Source organism: Microbacterium sp. Cr-K32 (genome assembly GCF_000708345.1).
Lineage (GTDB): Bacteria > Actinomycetota > Actinomycetes > Actinomycetales > Microbacteriaceae > Microbacterium > Microbacterium maritypicum_A.
The window spans coordinates 64133-78686 of sequence record NZ_JARD01000006.1; the positions used below are offsets into that span (position 1 = coordinate 64133).

The 14554-nt window shown below is 68.5% G+C and carries 15 protein-coding genes; 7 read left to right on the top strand and 8 right to left on the bottom strand.

Annotated features, from left to right (window positions below):
• Positions 1 to 64: 64 nt before the first annotated feature.
• A complete protein-coding gene (locus GZ64_RS0100675) occupies positions 65 to 1033 on the bottom strand; it encodes a tripartite tricarboxylate transporter substrate binding protein (RefSeq protein WP_021201696.1) in 969 nt (322 codons plus the stop codon).
• Positions 1034 to 1189: 156 nt separating this feature from the next.
• Here GZ64_RS0100675 and GZ64_RS0100680 point away from each other — a divergent pair, with 156 nt between their 5' ends.
• From GZ64_RS0100680 to GZ64_RS18850, 4 genes are read left to right on the top strand one after another with little or no spacing between them, the layout of a single operon-like run.
• Positions 1190 to 2344 (top strand): PP2C family protein-serine/threonine phosphatase, encoded by a 1155-nt coding sequence (locus GZ64_RS0100680; RefSeq protein ID WP_021201695.1) that lies wholly within the window; start codon positions 1190 to 1192, stop codon positions 2342 to 2344.
• The gene (locus GZ64_RS0100685; RefSeq protein WP_029264777.1) at positions 2341 to 4305 is read left to right on the top strand and encodes a glycosyltransferase family 2 protein; all 1965 of its coding nucleotides are present in this window, start codon (positions 2341 to 2343) and stop codon (positions 4303 to 4305) included. The genes GZ64_RS0100680 and GZ64_RS0100685 overlap by 4 nt, the downstream gene beginning before the upstream one ends.
• A complete protein-coding gene (locus tag GZ64_RS0100690) occupies positions 4289 to 4621 on the top strand; it encodes an STAS domain-containing protein (protein WP_021201693.1) in 333 nt (110 codons plus the stop codon). Before GZ64_RS0100685 ends, GZ64_RS0100690 begins: the two co-directional genes overlap by 17 nt.
• The gene (locus GZ64_RS18850; protein WP_051667789.1) at positions 4611 to 5045 is read left to right on the top strand and encodes an ATP-binding protein; all 435 of its coding nucleotides are present in this window, start codon (positions 4611 to 4613) and stop codon (positions 5043 to 5045) included. The genes GZ64_RS0100690 and GZ64_RS18850 overlap by 11 nt, the downstream gene beginning before the upstream one ends.
• Positions 5046 to 5048: 3 nt before the next feature.
• Here GZ64_RS18850 and GZ64_RS0100700 read toward each other — a convergent pair whose 3' ends face one another.
• From GZ64_RS0100700 to GZ64_RS0100725, 6 genes are all read right to left on the bottom strand, one after another.
• The gene (locus GZ64_RS0100700) at positions 5049 to 5708 is read right to left on the bottom strand and encodes a GntR family transcriptional regulator (RefSeq protein ID WP_021201691.1); all 660 of its coding nucleotides are present in this window, start codon (positions 5706 to 5708) and stop codon (positions 5049 to 5051) included.
• A gap of 52 nt (positions 5709 to 5760) precedes the next feature.
• Positions 5761 to 6174, bottom strand: coding sequence for a heat shock protein transcriptional repressor HspR (locus GZ64_RS0100705; RefSeq protein ID WP_167256169.1), 414 nt, complete (start codon positions 6172 to 6174; stop codon positions 5761 to 5763).
• Positions 6175 to 6214: 40 nt separating this feature from the next.
• The gene (locus GZ64_RS0100710; RefSeq protein ID WP_021201689.1) at positions 6215 to 7198 is read right to left on the bottom strand and encodes a DnaJ C-terminal domain-containing protein; all 984 of its coding nucleotides are present in this window, start codon (positions 7196 to 7198) and stop codon (positions 6215 to 6217) included.
• A 7-nt stretch (positions 7199 to 7205) separates the two neighbouring features.
• A complete protein-coding gene (locus GZ64_RS0100715) occupies positions 7206 to 7862 on the bottom strand; it encodes a nucleotide exchange factor GrpE (protein ID WP_021201688.1) in 657 nt (218 codons plus the stop codon).
• 2 nt (positions 7863 to 7864) lie between these two features.
• Entirely contained in the window at positions 7865 to 9730 is a 1866-nt protein-coding gene (gene dnaK / locus GZ64_RS0100720; RefSeq protein WP_029259352.1) for a molecular chaperone DnaK, read from the bottom strand.
• Positions 9731 to 9911: 181 nt separating this feature from the next.
• Positions 9912 to 11210, bottom strand: coding sequence for an HNH endonuclease signature motif containing protein (locus tag GZ64_RS0100725; protein ID WP_051667790.1), 1299 nt, complete (start codon positions 11208 to 11210; stop codon positions 9912 to 9914).
• A gap of 178 nt (positions 11211 to 11388) precedes the next feature.
• Between GZ64_RS0100725 and GZ64_RS0100730 the strand changes: the two genes are divergently transcribed.
• The 3 genes from GZ64_RS0100730 to GZ64_RS0100740 all read left to right on the top strand — a co-directional run bounded on the left by GZ64_RS0100730 (position 11389) and on the right by GZ64_RS0100740 (position 14003).
• Positions 11389 to 12189 (top strand): MerR family transcriptional regulator, encoded by an 801-nt coding sequence (locus GZ64_RS0100730; RefSeq protein ID WP_029264780.1) that lies wholly within the window; start codon positions 11389 to 11391, stop codon positions 12187 to 12189.
• A 138-nt stretch (positions 12190 to 12327) separates the two neighbouring features.
• Entirely contained in the window at positions 12328 to 13278 is a 951-nt protein-coding gene (locus GZ64_RS0100735) for an NAD(P)/FAD-dependent oxidoreductase (RefSeq protein ID WP_029264782.1), read from the top strand.
• 65 nt (positions 13279 to 13343) lie between these two features.
• Positions 13344 to 14003, top strand: a complete 660-nt coding sequence (locus GZ64_RS0100740) for a hypothetical protein (protein WP_029259356.1) — start codon at positions 13344 to 13346, stop codon at positions 14001 to 14003.
• A 27-nt stretch (positions 14004 to 14030) separates the two neighbouring features.
• Here GZ64_RS0100740 and GZ64_RS0100745 read toward each other — a convergent pair whose 3' ends face one another.
• Entirely contained in the window at positions 14031 to 14492 is a 462-nt protein-coding gene (locus tag GZ64_RS0100745; RefSeq protein WP_021201682.1) for a DUF3817 domain-containing protein, read from the bottom strand.
• Between the last annotated feature and the right edge of the window lie 62 nt (positions 14493 to 14554).

Genomic DNA, 14554 nt, shown 5'->3' on the forward strand with positions numbered 1-14554 from the left:
GTGAGGGTGGGTGCTGCGGAGCCGGTGATGAGCCCGGCCCCGCAGCATCGGCGACCCGGTCTTCTCAGCCCAGGAGGTCCTTGAAGAGGTCGAACTGCTCGTCGACGAAGGTGGTCCACTCGGCGGAGTCGCGGTACACGACCAGGTTTCCGGCATCGGCCTGGAACTTCTGGTAGCTGTCGGACTCGACGGCTTCCTTCACGGCGGCTTCGAGCGTGGTCTTGACGTCGTCAGGGAGACCCTTGGGTGCGTAGATGCCGCCCCAGCCACCGAAGATCACGTCTTCGCCGATGGCCTCTTCGACCGTCTCGACGTCTTCCGCGTCGGGGTGGCGCACGTCGTTCATGACAGCCAGGATGCGCACGGCCTCACCCTGCGCCAGGGCTTCGCCGAGGCCGGAGACGGCGGCGACGGTCTCACCCGATGCCGCTGCTGCGACGGCTGTCGCTCCTCCGTCGTACGGCACCGGGGTGAAGTCGGCGTCCGTCGCGTCGCCGAGCCCGATGGTGGCGGCCTCCCAGATGGAGCCGGCGCCGGAGTTGGCGACCGTCACGGCACCCGCCTTCGCCTGAGAGACGAGGTCTTCCAGCGTCTCGATACCGCTGTTCGCGCCGACCGTGACCACGCCGGGGGCGAGCATGATCTGGCCGAGCAGGTCGAAGTCGTCCGGCAGCACGTTCGCACTCTGCGTGGTGTTGAGCATCGCGATCTCGACCGGCGCGAATCCGATGACATACCCGTCGGGATCCTGCGCGCCCACGTACTCCATGGCCAGCGCTCCGGCGGCACCGGGCATGTTTTCCGGGATGACGCTGACGCCGAGGATCTTCTCCAGCTCGGTGGCCAGCGCGCGCGACGAGAGGTCGGACCCTCCGCCGGGGTTGGCCTGGATGATGAGTCGGATGTCGTTCTCGGGGAACGCCGATCCGGCTTCCTCGCCCTCCTCGACCTTGGTGCAGGCCGAGACGATGAGAGCGGTGGCTGCGAGGGCGGCGATCGCGGCGGCCGCCCGGGTGATGCGCTTGCGGGGCATCTTTGCTCCTCTACGTGGGTCGACCCTGTTGTCGACTCCCCGACCGTAGCAGTGTTGACTGTTAACAGTCAACACTGGCAGATGCGCGAATGGCGTCCCGCCGGCGATGCGTTCCTTCTAGGATGGCCGAAGGCGACCGTAGGAGGGGCGGAGCACATGTTCGACGAGCGACGGCGACAGGCAGCGCTCGAGGAACTGGGGATCCTTGACACACCACCGGACGAGCGCGTGGACCGGGTGGCACGGCTGGCGAAGGAGATGTTCGGCGTGCCGATGGTCAGCGTCTCGCTGATCGACCGTGATCGGCAATGGCGCAAGGCGCAGATCGGGCTGGGCGGGAACGAAGCCCCCCGGCAGGACTCCTTCTGCGACTACACGGTGTCGCAGGACGCGACCGTGGTGGTCGAAGATGCCCTCATCACCGATGTCTTCGCCGACAACCCGTTCGTCACCGGGGACCCGCACCTGCGTTTCTATGCCGGCCACCCGCTGCACGCGCCCGGCGGCGAGCCCGTCGGCACCCTGTGCGTGCTCGACACCGAGCCCCACACCTTCACCGAAGCGCAGCGCGACCTGCTGCGCGACCTGGCGTTCTGGGTGCAGACCGAGCTCGCCCAGGACCAGGACATCGACCACGCGGCTGTTCTCCAGCGCGCGCTGCGACCACGCTCGAACCCCGAGCTCGATGGTTACACGATCGCTGCGGGTGCCGCCCCGCGCGGCATGCTCGCGGGCGACTACTACGACTTCTCGACGCACGGAGGGGCGCTGCGCATCACGGTGGCCGACGCGATGGGCAAGGGCACCGGCCCCGCACTCGTCGCCGCGACCGTGCGAGCGTCGTTGCGGACGGCGCCCGAGCGCTCGCTCGCCGTCTCCGTGGCCGACGTCGATCGTCTGCTCGAAGAGGACCTCGCCGACACGGCGATGTTCGTCACCGCCATGGTCGCCGAGCTGCGACCCGAGAGCGGGGATCTGGACGTGATCGACGCCGGGCACAACCTCGCCTTCGTGATCCGGGCCGACGGTTCCTGGACGCACCTGCGCTCCAAGAACCTCCCGCTCGGGATGGGCATGGGCGTCGTCGATGCCCGCGTCCCGATGACCACGAGGCTCGAACCCGGCGACACGTTCATCTGCTGCAGCGACGGACTGCTGGATGTGCTCGACGCCGACGATCCCTTCGCCCATGTGCAGCGCGTGCTCCGAGCGCTCGGCCCGGAGGGTGCGGTGCGCGAGGCGCTGCGACTCGCCGCCGACGATCGTGCGACGGACGACATCACCGTCGTGGTGGTGCGGAGGGACGCATGACCGCCCGGTTCGCGGCGATCCGCATCCTCGCCCTGCTCTCCGTGCTGCTGGGTGTCAACTACGTGGCATGGCGCTGGCTCGAATCGGTCAACTGGTCGGCGTGGTGGATCGCCGTGCCCCTCGTGATCGCCGAGACCTACAGCCTGATCGACACGTTCCTGTTCTGCCTCACGATGTGGCGCGCACGCGAGCGGCCGGCCCCCGTCTCGCCGCCGCAGGGGACAGTCGACGTGTTCATCACGACGTACGACGAACCGGTGGCTCTGGTGATGACCACCGCCCGCGCGGCGAAGAACATCGCCTACCCCCACTCGACCTGGATCCTCGACGACGGCTCGCGCCCCGAGTTGGAGGCCGAAGCCCGAGCGGCGGGGGTCGGCTACCTCACGCGCTCGGAGGAGTGGACGGGAAAGCCGCGGCATGCCAAGGCCGGCAACCTGAACAGCGCACTGTTCCAGACCGACGGCGAGTTCCTCCTCATCCTCGACGCCGATCAGGTTCCCGATCCACTGATCCTCCATCGCACGCTCGGATACCTCGCGGACGACGAGGAGGTCGCCCTCGTGCAGACGCCGCAGTGGTTCGTGAACGTCGATGACGCCGATCCGCTGGGCAGCCAGGCGCCGCTGTTCTACGGTCCGATCCAGCAGGGCAAGGACGGATGGAACGCCGCCTTCTTCTGCGGCTCGAACGCCGTGCTGCGACGCGAAGCCCTGATGCGACTCGGGATCGTGGGGTATGTGCGCGACGTCACCGACTCGGCCTCCCGGGCACTCAAGGCCGCCGAGACCCTGATCGCGCGGGAGGCGCAGACCGCAGCGGATTCCGCCCTGGCGACGGAGCTGTCGGCGCTGCGCATCGCGATCAGCCGCGGACGGAAGGAACTCGCGGCCGGAGAATCGGTCGCCGATGTCGCCGCGCGGGTGCGCGAGTCGGTCGACCATGCCTCACGCATCCTCATCGCGCACGATATGGACGGCATCAGGGCTGACCTGGCGGAGATCGGCGCCCTTCCGCTGCAGCAGGACGCCGAGCTGGGCGCGGTGATCGTCGACGAGGCCGGCCTCGATGCCCTCGCCGCCTCCGACCTCTCCCCGGTCACCGCCGTCGCCGCTGTGCGGGGTCTGCTGGACGCGTTGCGGTTGGACCGTGGCGACGAGGCACAGCCCATCCTCCCCCTCGCGACGATCTCGGTTACCGAGGACATGGCCACGGCCATGCAGCTGCACGCCCTCGGCTGGAAGAGCGTGTACCACCACGAGATCCTGGCGCACGGTCTCGCTCCCGAAGACCTGCGCACGATGCTGACGCAGCGACTGCGCTGGGCGCAGGGCACTCTGCAGGTGATGCTGCGGGACAACCCGCTCGTCAAACGGGGCCTCTCGGCCGGACAGCGGCTGATGTACTTCTCCACGATGTGGACGTACCTGTCGGGATTCGCCGCGATCGTCTATCTCGTGGCCCCGGTCGTCTACCTGGTGTGGGGTGTGCTTCCGGTCACCGCCTGGTCGTTGGATTTCTTCGCCCGCTTCCTGCCGTACTTCCTCGTGAATCAGGCGCTGTTCCTCGTGGTCGCGAAGGGCGTGCGCACCTGGAGGGGGCAGCAGTACTCGCTCGCACTGTTCCCGGTATGGATCCGTGCCTGCTGGACGGCATTCGCCAACGTCGCACTCGGCCGCCCGCTTTCCTTCGCCGTCACGCGGAAGGACGGCCGCGACCCCCGCGGCATCCCCTGGGGGCAGATCTGGCCCCAGCTCACCGCGATGGCGATGCTCGCGATCGCCCTCATCATCGGCATCACCCGCGTGATCATCGGAACCGCCGACGGCACCGGCACGATCGTGAACACGGCTTGGGTGCTGTACGACCTGGTCGTGCTCAGCGTCATCATCCAGGCCGCCCGCTACCGCGGACCGGCCGCCCGCGCCCTCGAGAAGGAGTCGAATGAACGTCAGCACTGAGAACAGGGACGGCTATGCCGTGATCGCGATCACGGGGCGGCTGACCGCTTCGGGCGCGCCGCTGCTGCGAAACGCGGTGAGCGACCTCGTCACCGCAGGACAGCCCCGCATCGCGATCGATCTGCGTGGCACGGAATTCGTCGATTCCTCCGGACTCGGCGCCCTCGTCGGAGGCCTCAAGAGCGCCCGGGTCGCGGGCGGAGACCTGCGGATCGCCGCCGTGCCCGACGCGGTGAAGACGGTCCTGCACCTCACCAACCTCGATCGCGTGCTTCGCGACTACCCCACGCCGGAATCGGCGTTCGATGGCAGCTGAACCGCCGGGCTTCCACATCGACGGGCGGGCAGAACTCGCCCTCGTCGACCGCGTCCTGGATGAGCTCGACCGGCTCTGGATACGCGCGCCCGGCGTCCCCGCCGAAGACCGCACCCTCTTCACGCTCGCGCTCAGCGAAGTCGCGACCAACATCGCACAGCACAGCCGGGGCATCGACGTGACGATGAGCGTGGATGTGCGCGCTTCCGACGGTGCGCTGCACGCTGAGGTCGTCGACTCGGCGGAACCGGCGACGATCGACTGGGACGGCGTCGTGATGCCCGAGCAGGCGAGCGAGAACGGACGCGGTCTTGCTCTGGCGCAGGCCGCTCTCGACGAGTTCAGCCATTCGGCGACAGCCCGCGGCAACACCTGGGGGCTGGTGCGTCGGCTGCAGGCGCATCCGAACGATCCGTCGATCTGACGGTCAGCGGCCGCCCACCTCGTGCAGCATGCGCTCGCGTGCACCGTCGAGGTGGGCGCTCAACACCTCGGCAGCAGCTTCCTGGGTACCGGTGCGCATGACCTCGAGCAGCTTCACATGATCGTCTGACGACTCATGGAGATCCTCGTCATGGTTGATCGTGACCTCGAGCAGCGCCGTGAACGTCGGCAGGTACTGGTTCCACGCCCCCTCCAGGCGCGGGTGATCGGCGAGCGCGTAGATCTGCGAGTGGAACTCGAGGTCGGCGGTGACGAACGCCGCGTGGTCTCCGGCATCGGCGGCTTCGGCCATCCGCGCGACGGCGGCGGAGATGGCCTCCCAGCGCTCGTCGTCGTCGACGCGCATCGCTCGAGAGAGGGCGAGCTGTTCGAGAGCGCCCCGCAGGCTGTACAGCTGATCGACGTCGTCGCGGGTGAGTCCGACGATGTAGACCCCACGCGGACGTTGCACCTCGACGAGCTTCTCGAAGCTCAGCTGCGTCAGGGCATCGCGCACCGGTCCCCGACTGACCGAGAACTCCTCGGCGAGCGCTTCTTCGGTGATGCGTGCGCCCGGGGCGAGTTCGCCGCGCACGATGCGCTGGCGGAGCACCCGCGCCACCTGGGCGCCGAGGGATTCTCCGCGCGTGACGGTCTGCGTCATGGTGACCTCCTGTTAACTGTTGACAGGATACACACCACCCATCGCCAGTGACCTAGGCGCTCCCGCGCGGGTCCCAGAGCACGACCTCGGTCGAGCGCCGAAGGCGGCGACCGGTCGGCATGGGCACGACGCCCGCGGACCCGGCGGCGAACACGCGCACGCCCGGACGGCTCTCGCGCTCGGTGCGCAGCGCGCTCTCGAGCACGGTGATGCGATTACGCAGCGCCCTGTTCTCGTCTTCCAGGTCGAGCAGACGAGCGATCGCGGGAAGGCTCACCCCTTCGGAGGAGAGCTGAGCGACCTCGCGCAACTGCTCGATGTTGCGTGTCGAGTAGCGGCGCGAGCCCCCCGAGGTGCGCCCGGGGACGACGAGGCCGATGCGGTCGTACTGCCGCAGGGTCTGCGGATGGAGGCCGGAGAGTTCGGCGGCGGCGGCGATCGCGAACACCGGGGTGTCGGCATTCATCATGAACGCCTCCGCCCCCGGTGTCCGCTTCGACGACCGGTCATCGCCGCGCCTTCGCCATCAGCTCGGCCCGCGGGTTCTCCGTGGGCTCGAGTTCCTGGAACTTCTCCAGCGCTTCGCGTGCGGCCTCATCGAGGTGCGTGGGCACCGCGACCTGAAGCTCGGCGAGCAGGTCGCCCGTGCCCTTCGAGGTGGTGACACCGCGGCCCTTGACCCGCAGCACCCGCCCGGAGGGGGTGCCGGGTGCGACGCGGAGTTTCACCACGTCGCCGCCGAGGGTGGGCACCTCGATGGTCGCCCCGAGAGTGGCCTCGGTGAACGTCACCGGGACGACGACTCGCAGGTTGAGACCGTCGCGGGTGAAGACCGGATGCGGGCGCACCGCGATCTGCACCACGATGTCGCCGCTCTCTCCGCCATCGGGCGAGGGACGACCGCGCCCGCGCAGACGGATCTTCTGGCCGTCGGCGACACCCGCAGGGATCTTCACCTTGAACGGCTTGCCGTCTTCGCCCTGCAGCGAGATAGTCTCGCCCTGCACGGCGGTGATGAAGTCGAGCGTGGTGCGGGCCGTGACGTCGGCACCGCGCTGCGGACCACCGAAGCCGCGGTAACCGCCACTCGGCTGACCGAAGCGACCGTTGCCGAAGCTCGCGCCCTGCCCCTGGTTGAACATCGCGAAGATGTCCTCGAAGTCGGCGGTCTGCCCGCGGCCCTGCTGTCCGAAACGGCTGAACACGTCTTCGAAGCCGCCTGCGCCCTGGCCGCCCGCCGTGAAGCGAGCGCCGGAGCCCATGGCGCGGATCTCGTCGTATTCCTTGCGCTGTTCGGCGTCGGAGAGCACCGAGTAGGCCTCGCTGATCTCCTTGAACTTCGCCTCGGCCTTGGCATCACCCTGATTGGAGTCCGGGTGATACTTGCGCGCGAGCTTGCGATACGTCTTCTTCAGGTCCGCATCGCTGACGTCCTTGGAGACCCCGAGGGTCTTGTAGAAGTCCTTGTCGAACCAATCCTGGCTGGCCATCGATCACCTACCCTTCCGGGACGGCGACGACGACCTTCGCGGGGCGCAGCTCGACATCACCGAGGCGGTAGCCCACCTCGACGACCTCCAGCACGGTGGTCTTCTCGGCGCCGGGAGTCGGCTGCTGGAAGATGGCCTCGTGACGCTGGGGGTCGAATTCCTCGCCCTTCTCGCCGTACGCGACCACTCCGAGACGCTCCACGACCAGCCGCACCTTGTCGGCGATCACGGCGAAGGGAGTCCCCTCCACGAGATCGCCGTGCTGGGCGGCGCGGTCGAGGTCGTCGAGCACGGGGATGAGACCCTTGGCGGCCTCGCCCTTCGCGCGCTCGCTCTCGACCTGGCGTTGCTCCTCGGTGCGGCGACGATAGTTGGCGTACTCGGCCTGGAGGCGCTTGAGGTCGTTCAGCAGTGTGGATTCGAGGTCGGCGAGCACGGCGTCTTCCGCCGCGGCCTCGCCGGTCTGCGTGGCGCCGAGGATGTCGTCGACCGTGAGGTCGTCCGGCGCACCGTCGACGGGGGTCTCGTCCGACCCCTCGGCGGCTGCCGCTTCACGGGAGTCCTGGTGGTGCGGCGCGGGGCCGGATGCCTGAGCATCCGACCCCTCGCTGCGACCTTCGGCGGACTCAGGAAACTGGTTCTCGTCGAAGTTCTTGTCCGTCATGATTACTTCTTCTCGTCCTCGTCGTCGACGACCTCGGCATCGATGACGTCCTCATCAGAGGAGGGAGCGTCACCGGCCGGGGCCTCGCCGTCAGCCGAAGCGCCGGCAGCGGCATCCGCCTGCGAGGAGGCGTAGATGGCCTCGCCGAGCTTGGACTGCGACTGGTTGAGCTTGTCGAACGCGGTCTTCACAGCCTCGTCGTCTTCGCCGGCCAGCGCCGTCTTGAGCGCGTCGACGTCGGCCTTGACCTCGGTCTTCACGTCTTCGGGCAGCTTGTCGTCGTTCTCGGTGATCAGCTTGTCGATCGAGTACGCGAGGGTCTCGGCCTGGTTGCGGACCTCGGCGGCCTCACGGCGCGCCTTGTCCTCCGCCGCGTGCTCCTCAGCCTCGCGCACCATGCGCTCGATGTCTTCCTTCGACAGCGACGAGCCGCCGGAGATGACGATCGACTTCTCGGTACCCGTGCCCTTGTCCTTAGCGGACACGTGCACGATGCCGTTGGCGTCGATGTCGAAGGTGACCTCGATCTGCGGGATGCCACGGGGCGCCGGTGCGATACCCGTCAGCTCGAACGTGCCGAGCGGCTTGTTGTCGCGCGTGAAGTCACGCTCTCCCTGGAAGACCTGGATCGCGACGGACGGCTGGTTGTCGTCTGCCGTGGTGAAGGTCTCGCTGCGCTTGGTCGGGATGGCCGTGTTGCGCTCGATGAGCTTGGTCATCATGCCGCCCTTGGTCTCGATGCCGAGGCTCAGCGGGGTGACGTCGATGAGGAGAACGTCCTTGCGCTCACCCTTGAGGACACCGGCCTGGAGAGCCGCGCCGACGGCGACGACCTCGTCCGGGTTGACGCCCTTGTTCGCGTCCTTGCCGGTCTCGCGCTTGACGAGCTCGGCGACCGCAGGCATACGCGTCGATCCACCCACGAGCACGATGTGGTCGATCTCGGACACCTTGATGCCGGCTTCGCGGATGACGTCCTCGAACGGCTTCTTGGTGCGGTCGAGCAGGTCCTTCGTGAGGTCCTCGAACTTCGCGCGGGTGATGGTCTCGGACAGCGACACCGGGCCGGAGTCGGTCAGCGACAGGTACGGCAGGTTGATGCTGGTCGACGTGGAGGAGGAGAGTTCCTTCTTCGCCTGCTCCGCGGCCTCCTTGAGGCGCTGCAGGGCGATCTTGTCACCCGAGACGTCGACGCCCGTGGTCTCCTTGAACTGCTTGATCAGGTAGTCGACGAGACGCTGGTCCCAGTCGTCTCCACCGAGGCGGTTGTCGCCGGCGGTGGCGCGCACCTGGATCGTGGAGAAGTCGTCGTCCTTGCCCACTTCGAGCAGCGAGACGTCGAACGTTCCGCCACCCAGGTCGAAGACCAGGATGAGCTCGTCTTCCTTGCCCTTGTCGAGGCCGTAGGCCAGCGCGGCCGCGGTCGGCTCGTTGATGATGCGCAGGACGTTGAGGCCCGAGATCTCGCCGGCCTCCTTGGTGGCCTGACGCTCGGCGTCGTTGAAGTACGCGGGGACGGTGATGACCGCGTCGGTCACCGTGTCGCCCAGGTACGCCTCGGCGTCGCGCTTGAGCTTCATGAGGATGCGCGCGGAGATCTCCTGCGGCGTCCACTTCTTGCCGTCGACGTCGAAGCTCCAGTCGGTGCCCATGTGGCGCTTGACGGAAGCGATCGTCCGGTCGACGTTGGTGACGGCCTGGCGCTTCGCGGTCTCACCGACGAGCACCTCCCCGTCCTTGGTGAAGGCCACGACCGAGGGGGTCGTGCGGAAGCCCTCGGCGTTGGCGATGACCTTGGGCTCGCCACCCTCGAGGACGCTGACGACGGAGTTGGTGGTTCCGAGGTCGATACCGACAGCACGTGCCATGTGTTCTCTCCTTTGTTGGAAGTTCGTTGTGGTCCGGAAATCTGCGGCGATCAGGAAACCTGAGTCGCGATGACTCAAGTGTAACGAGAGGTCGCTCGAGTGTCAAATGAACTTGATATGAACGGGCTCAAGTTTTAACCGAGACCCTCCCGTGCACGTTCCCGCCGGCGGCACCCCTCGCTCAGAACGGGGGCACGACCGGGTCGTCGACGAAGGTGACCGTGTTCTGCGGCGGTGGCCGGTCGATGTAGACCTTGCCGGTCGGGCTCGTCCAGGCATAGAGCCCCGCCCCCAGAGACTCGACCGCCCACGGCGAGTGATGTTTGAGCACGTGGTGGCGTCGGCACAGGTGGCCGAGGTTCGACTCGTCGGTGGAGCCCCCGAGCGCGGCGTCGCGATGGTGGTCGATGTCGCAATCGGCGGATGCGTGCCCGCACGCGGGGAATCGGCATCGCTGGTCCCTGGCGCTCAGATGTCGCCTCAGCTCCGCACCGGGACGATAGCGGTCGACTGCGAGGAGCGCTCCGGAGATCGGGTGCGTGAGGATCCGGTCCCACCCGGATGCCGCACCGGCGAGACGGCGGGCGGTCGCGGGATCGATCGGGGTGCGGCCGTTGAGCTCGGCCGGCGTCGCATCGTCTCCGATCAGCGTCGTGACGGGAACGGTGACCGACACCGTTCCGCGGATCGCCGCGAGAAGCCCCTCGTGCGCGTCGTGGCCGGCCGGAGCGCCCGTGAGGAGCAGGTCGAGGGCGAGATCGGCGCGGCGTTGCGCGATGGAGCGCCGGTCCGGCTCCGGAGACTCGGGCTCGTGAGCGTCGACCTCCGGGGGTTCGAGCTCGCGAACGGGTGTGGCCATCTGCGTCAGCCGCTGGAAGACGCCGTGGACCAGCGCGGAGGGACCGAGCAGGCCGAGCTGCGTCATCCCATCCCCGACATCTTTCACCCACACGGACCTCTTCTCCCGCGCGTCGAGATGCCGCTCGTCGATCGATCGCGCCTGAAACCGCTCGGCCACACGCCGAGCCATCCGACCGACACGGCCAGGAGACTCGCTCTCCGCGAAGGCGATCATCTGGGTCGCGTACGCGTCGCGGCTCGCCGCCTCGTCGAGGTGCTCGCCCGCCTCGCACACGGCCCGGGCGTGCGCAGCACTGATGCGCCCGGCGCCCTGCGCTTCCCAGACCAGCGGGAAGCGCTCCACGACCCACGCCGCATCCGCCATCCGGCGCTGGACGGTCCGATCGCTCACACGCAGCGCCGCGGCGAACTCCGCGGCCACGGTGCGCGCCGTCATCTCCCCATGATCGGGATGCTCCGCCTGCGCGGCGACGTCGAGCGCGAGCCGCGAGCCTACTGCGAGGATGCCGTCGCGCGCGGCCTGCAGACTGCTGATCGTGCGCTCGACCTCGACGAGCATCTCGGTGAGCGCGGCGAGCGCCCCCACCTGCTCGAGAGTCGCATCCGCCAGTGCCGTCATACCGTCAGTGAACCAGGAGCCACCGACATTCAAAGGCCCAGATCAGCGGCTGAAAACGATATATCGGAATGCGGTCCGGAGCCGGAGAATGCGGCGTCAGGAGAGACCGCATCCGCGCCCGCCCCTCCCCTGACGCGATACTTGACCCTGACACAGTGGCAGACGGGAGAACTGAGACATGTTGTCCATCGGAGCGTTCGCGCAGGTCGGCCAGGTGACCCATCGGATGCTCCGGCATTGGGACACCGCCGGCCTGCTCGTGCCCGCCCATGTGGACGAGTTCAGCGGCTACCGCTCCTACGATCCCTCGCAGCTGGAACGGCTGCATCGGATCGTCGCCCTGCGCCAGCTGGGTTTCGGGCTCGACGACATCTCGACGATCCTCGAACGGGGTGTCGATGCCGAGCGCATCGCCGCCCTGCTGCGGATCCGTCGCGCAGAGGTCGAGCAGGAGCATCGGATCGCCGCGGAGAGACTCGTCGACGTGGAGAGGCGCCTCCACCTCATCGAAAGAGAGAATCACATGTCTCAGATCGAGATCGTCGACAAGCCCCTCCCCGCCGTCCGCCTCGCGGCCATCCGCACGATCGTCGCCGATCAGCCGGCGGTCGCGGCGGTGGTCGGACCCGCGTTCGACGCGGTGGCGGAGATCATCGGCGACCAGCACTCCCTGTCCACTCCGATCGCCGAGTACGAGACGCTCGACGACGGCCTGCAGGTCATCGCCGGATACGCCTACACCGGCCCCGCACAGGCTGGGTTCGAGATCATCGAGCTCCCGGCGGCGGCGGCGGCCGTGTGCGGCATCCACCTCGGCTCGATGGATCGCATCGCCGAGAGCTGGCAGGCGATCCACACCGAGATCTTCGCCCGCGGTCTGGTCCACGACGGCCCCTGCCGCGAGCTCTACGTGCGCGCCGTCTCGGAAGACCAGTCCGACTGGGTCACCGAACTGCAGCAGCCCGTGCGGCGCGGGTAGGTCGGGCCGGAGGGCACCGACCCGGTCAGCCGAACAGTGGCAGGATGAAAGTAAGGCGCGCCTTACCGGCCGCCCGGCGGCGTCGCCTCGGCAGACGCCGAGCGATGGATCCGCCCCTTTCTCGGAAGGACCACGCGGATGACATCACTCACACCGAGAGCGGACGAGCCCGCCGACTACGACGTGCTCGTCGTGGGTGGCGGACCCGCCGGCCTCTCCGCTGCGCTCAACCTCGGCCGCGCCCTCGCGCGCGTGCTCGTGATCGACGCCGATCGTCCCCGCAACGCGGCCACGCTGCGATCGCACGGATTCCTGACCCGCGACGGCATCCCGCCTCAAGAACTGCGTCGCCTCGCCAGGGCAGAGCTCGCGGCCTACCCGAACGTCGAGGTGAGATCACGGACCCGCGTGGCCGCTCTCCGCCCCGCGGCCGGCGGGTTCGCGGCGGACATCGGACGGCGCGAGACCGAGGCGACCGTGACCGCCCGCACGACGCTGCTGGCCACCGGTCTGCGCGAGACGCTCCCGGATGTCCCGAACCTGCGCGGCTACTACGGCATGAGTCTGTTCAGCTGCGCCGCCTGCGATGCGTGGGAGCTGCAGGGACGCCGACTCGCCCTCATCGGCGAGACCGCGGACCTCGCGGATCGCGCGCGACTCATCGGCCGTTGGACCGAGAACCTCGCCGTCTTCACCCACGGCGCAGACTCTGTGACACCGGACGAGGAGGCTGCCCTCGCAGCCGTCGGGATCTCCGTGCATCGGGCTCCCATCGCCGAGCTCGTGGGCGACCGAGGCCAGCTCGAAGCCATCCGCCTCGCCGACGGCACCGCGGTCGGCGTCGACGGCGGTTTCGTGCGCCCCGAGTGGGACACCACGCTGGCTTTCCTCGACGGGATCACCCCGGCGACGGACGATGCCGGGCACCTGCTCACCGACCGCTCCGGTCGCACCGACGTGCCGGGACTCTATGCCGCAGGGGATGCCGCGGCACCGGGTCCGCAGCAGCTGATCGTGGCGGCAGGGGCCGGCGCTCGGGTCGCCGCGGTGATCGTGCACGACTCGATCGGCATCGCCACCGCCCACTGAGCAGGAGTCGAGGACGGCACGGGAGTCGAGGACGGGGCGCGGGGCGCGGGGCTAGGCTGGCCCGCATGACGCGCACCTCCTCCATCCCCCTGCGCCTGGCCGCCACCGCGATCGCTGTCACGGGAGTGCTCTCGCTGAGCGGATGCCTGTACGCGCAGATCCCCGCGACATCGCCGTCCGACGCCACCTCGCCGAGCACGGAGACCGATGCACCCGTCGACGAGGCGCCCGGTTCGACCCTGACCTTCGCCGAAGGCCTCGATCTCGCCGACGACACCTACATCGAATGGGGCGACGGGCTCATGGCCGACGACGGGTGGAAGACGGTCTCACCCGACGACGGCAACGGCGGCTGGACCTACGGCACGGTCGACGGCACCTGCACAGCACGGTTCTGGCAGGGGTACACGACCGACGTGCCCGTGGTCGCCGGGGACGACAGCGCGTCGTCCGATGCGATCCTCGGTGTGCTGCTGCAGACTCCGACCAGCGAGGTCACCGCGCTCGCGACCACCGGCGAGTTCAGCTATATGGCCGGCGGGAGCGGGGGCGTCGAGATGCGCCAGGTGGTGGGCGTGGACGGCAGCCGCACCTGGCTCATGGCCGCGCGCGCATTCACTCAGACCGGAGTCGGCTTGTCGGTGATCGTGGACTGCACCGCCGCGGATGCGGAGGCGACGATGGCCGCGATCAACGAGGAGAACGCGGTCGTCGTCACTCCCTGAGCGCAGCGGCGGCGCGACCGCATGGACTCACTTGCCGCCCGGAGGGCCGATCAGCAACAGGATGACGTACAGCGCGACGATGCCGACGACCAGCAACAGCGCGAGCACCCATGGCCGCTGCAGGAACCAGCGCATCAGTCGGTCGTACCAGCGGCGATCCCGCGGGTCGTCCGTCGCATCGAGGCGCCAGTCGCCGGTGAGTCGACCGGTGCGATGCAGCCAGATCTCCATCGGGATCGTCGCGTAGGGGACGATGGCACTGGCCACGGCGAGCACGCCGACGCCGACGTGCCAGCGCTGGTTCAATGCGACCAGGATCGCCGTCGCCGCGTACGACAGGAACACGAACCCGTGGATGCCACCGCCCACGGTCACCACGATCCCCGGAGCGCCGACGGCGCGGGCGATGATCGCGGCGATCAGGATCGTCCAGGTGATCGCCTCCGCGATCGCGAGAACTCGGAACAGACGGTCGGGTGTGCGGAACACGGTACTCCTCGGGTGGGGTCCCTCCACCGTATCCGCCGGACATCTCGTTCGAATCAATCGAA

Coding starts and splice junctions, on each gene's coding strand:
- GZ64_RS0100680 (WP_021201695.1), top strand. CDS start 1,190: ATGTTCGACGAGCGACGGCGACAGGCAGCGCTCGAGGAACTGGGGATC.
- GZ64_RS18850 (WP_051667789.1), top strand. CDS start 4,611: ATGGCAGCTGAACCGCCGGGCTTCCACATCGACGGGCGGGCAGAACTC.
- GZ64_RS0100725 (WP_051667790.1), bottom strand. CDS start 11,210: ATGACGGCACTGGCGGATGCGACTCTCGAGCAGGTGGGGGCGCTCGCC.
- GZ64_RS0100685 (WP_029264777.1), top strand. CDS start 2,341: ATGACCGCCCGGTTCGCGGCGATCCGCATCCTCGCCCTGCTCTCCGTG.
- GZ64_RS0100710 (WP_021201689.1), bottom strand. CDS start 7,198: ATGGCCAGCCAGGATTGGTTCGACAAGGACTTCTACAAGACCCTCGGG.
- GZ64_RS0100690 (WP_021201693.1), top strand. CDS start 4,289: ATGAACGTCAGCACTGAGAACAGGGACGGCTATGCCGTGATCGCGATC.
- GZ64_RS0100730 (WP_029264780.1), top strand. CDS start 11,389: ATGTTGTCCATCGGAGCGTTCGCGCAGGTCGGCCAGGTGACCCATCGG.
- GZ64_RS0100705 (WP_167256169.1), bottom strand. CDS start 6,174: ATGAATGCCGACACCCCGGTGTTCGCGATCGCCGCCGCCGCCGAACTC.
- dnaK (WP_029259352.1), bottom strand. CDS start 9,730: ATGGCACGTGCTGTCGGTATCGACCTCGGAACCACCAACTCCGTCGTC.
- GZ64_RS0100740 (WP_029259356.1), top strand. CDS start 13,344: ATGACGCGCACCTCCTCCATCCCCCTGCGCCTGGCCGCCACCGCGATC.
- GZ64_RS0100700 (WP_021201691.1), bottom strand. CDS start 5,708: ATGACGCAGACCGTCACGCGCGGAGAATCCCTCGGCGCCCAGGTGGCG.
- GZ64_RS0100735 (WP_029264782.1), top strand. CDS start 12,328: ATGACATCACTCACACCGAGAGCGGACGAGCCCGCCGACTACGACGTG.
- GZ64_RS0100675 (WP_021201696.1), bottom strand. CDS start 1,033: ATGCCCCGCAAGCGCATCACCCGGGCGGCCGCCGCGATCGCCGCCCTC.
- GZ64_RS0100715 (WP_021201688.1), bottom strand. CDS start 7,862: ATGACGGACAAGAACTTCGACGAGAACCAGTTTCCTGAGTCCGCCGAA.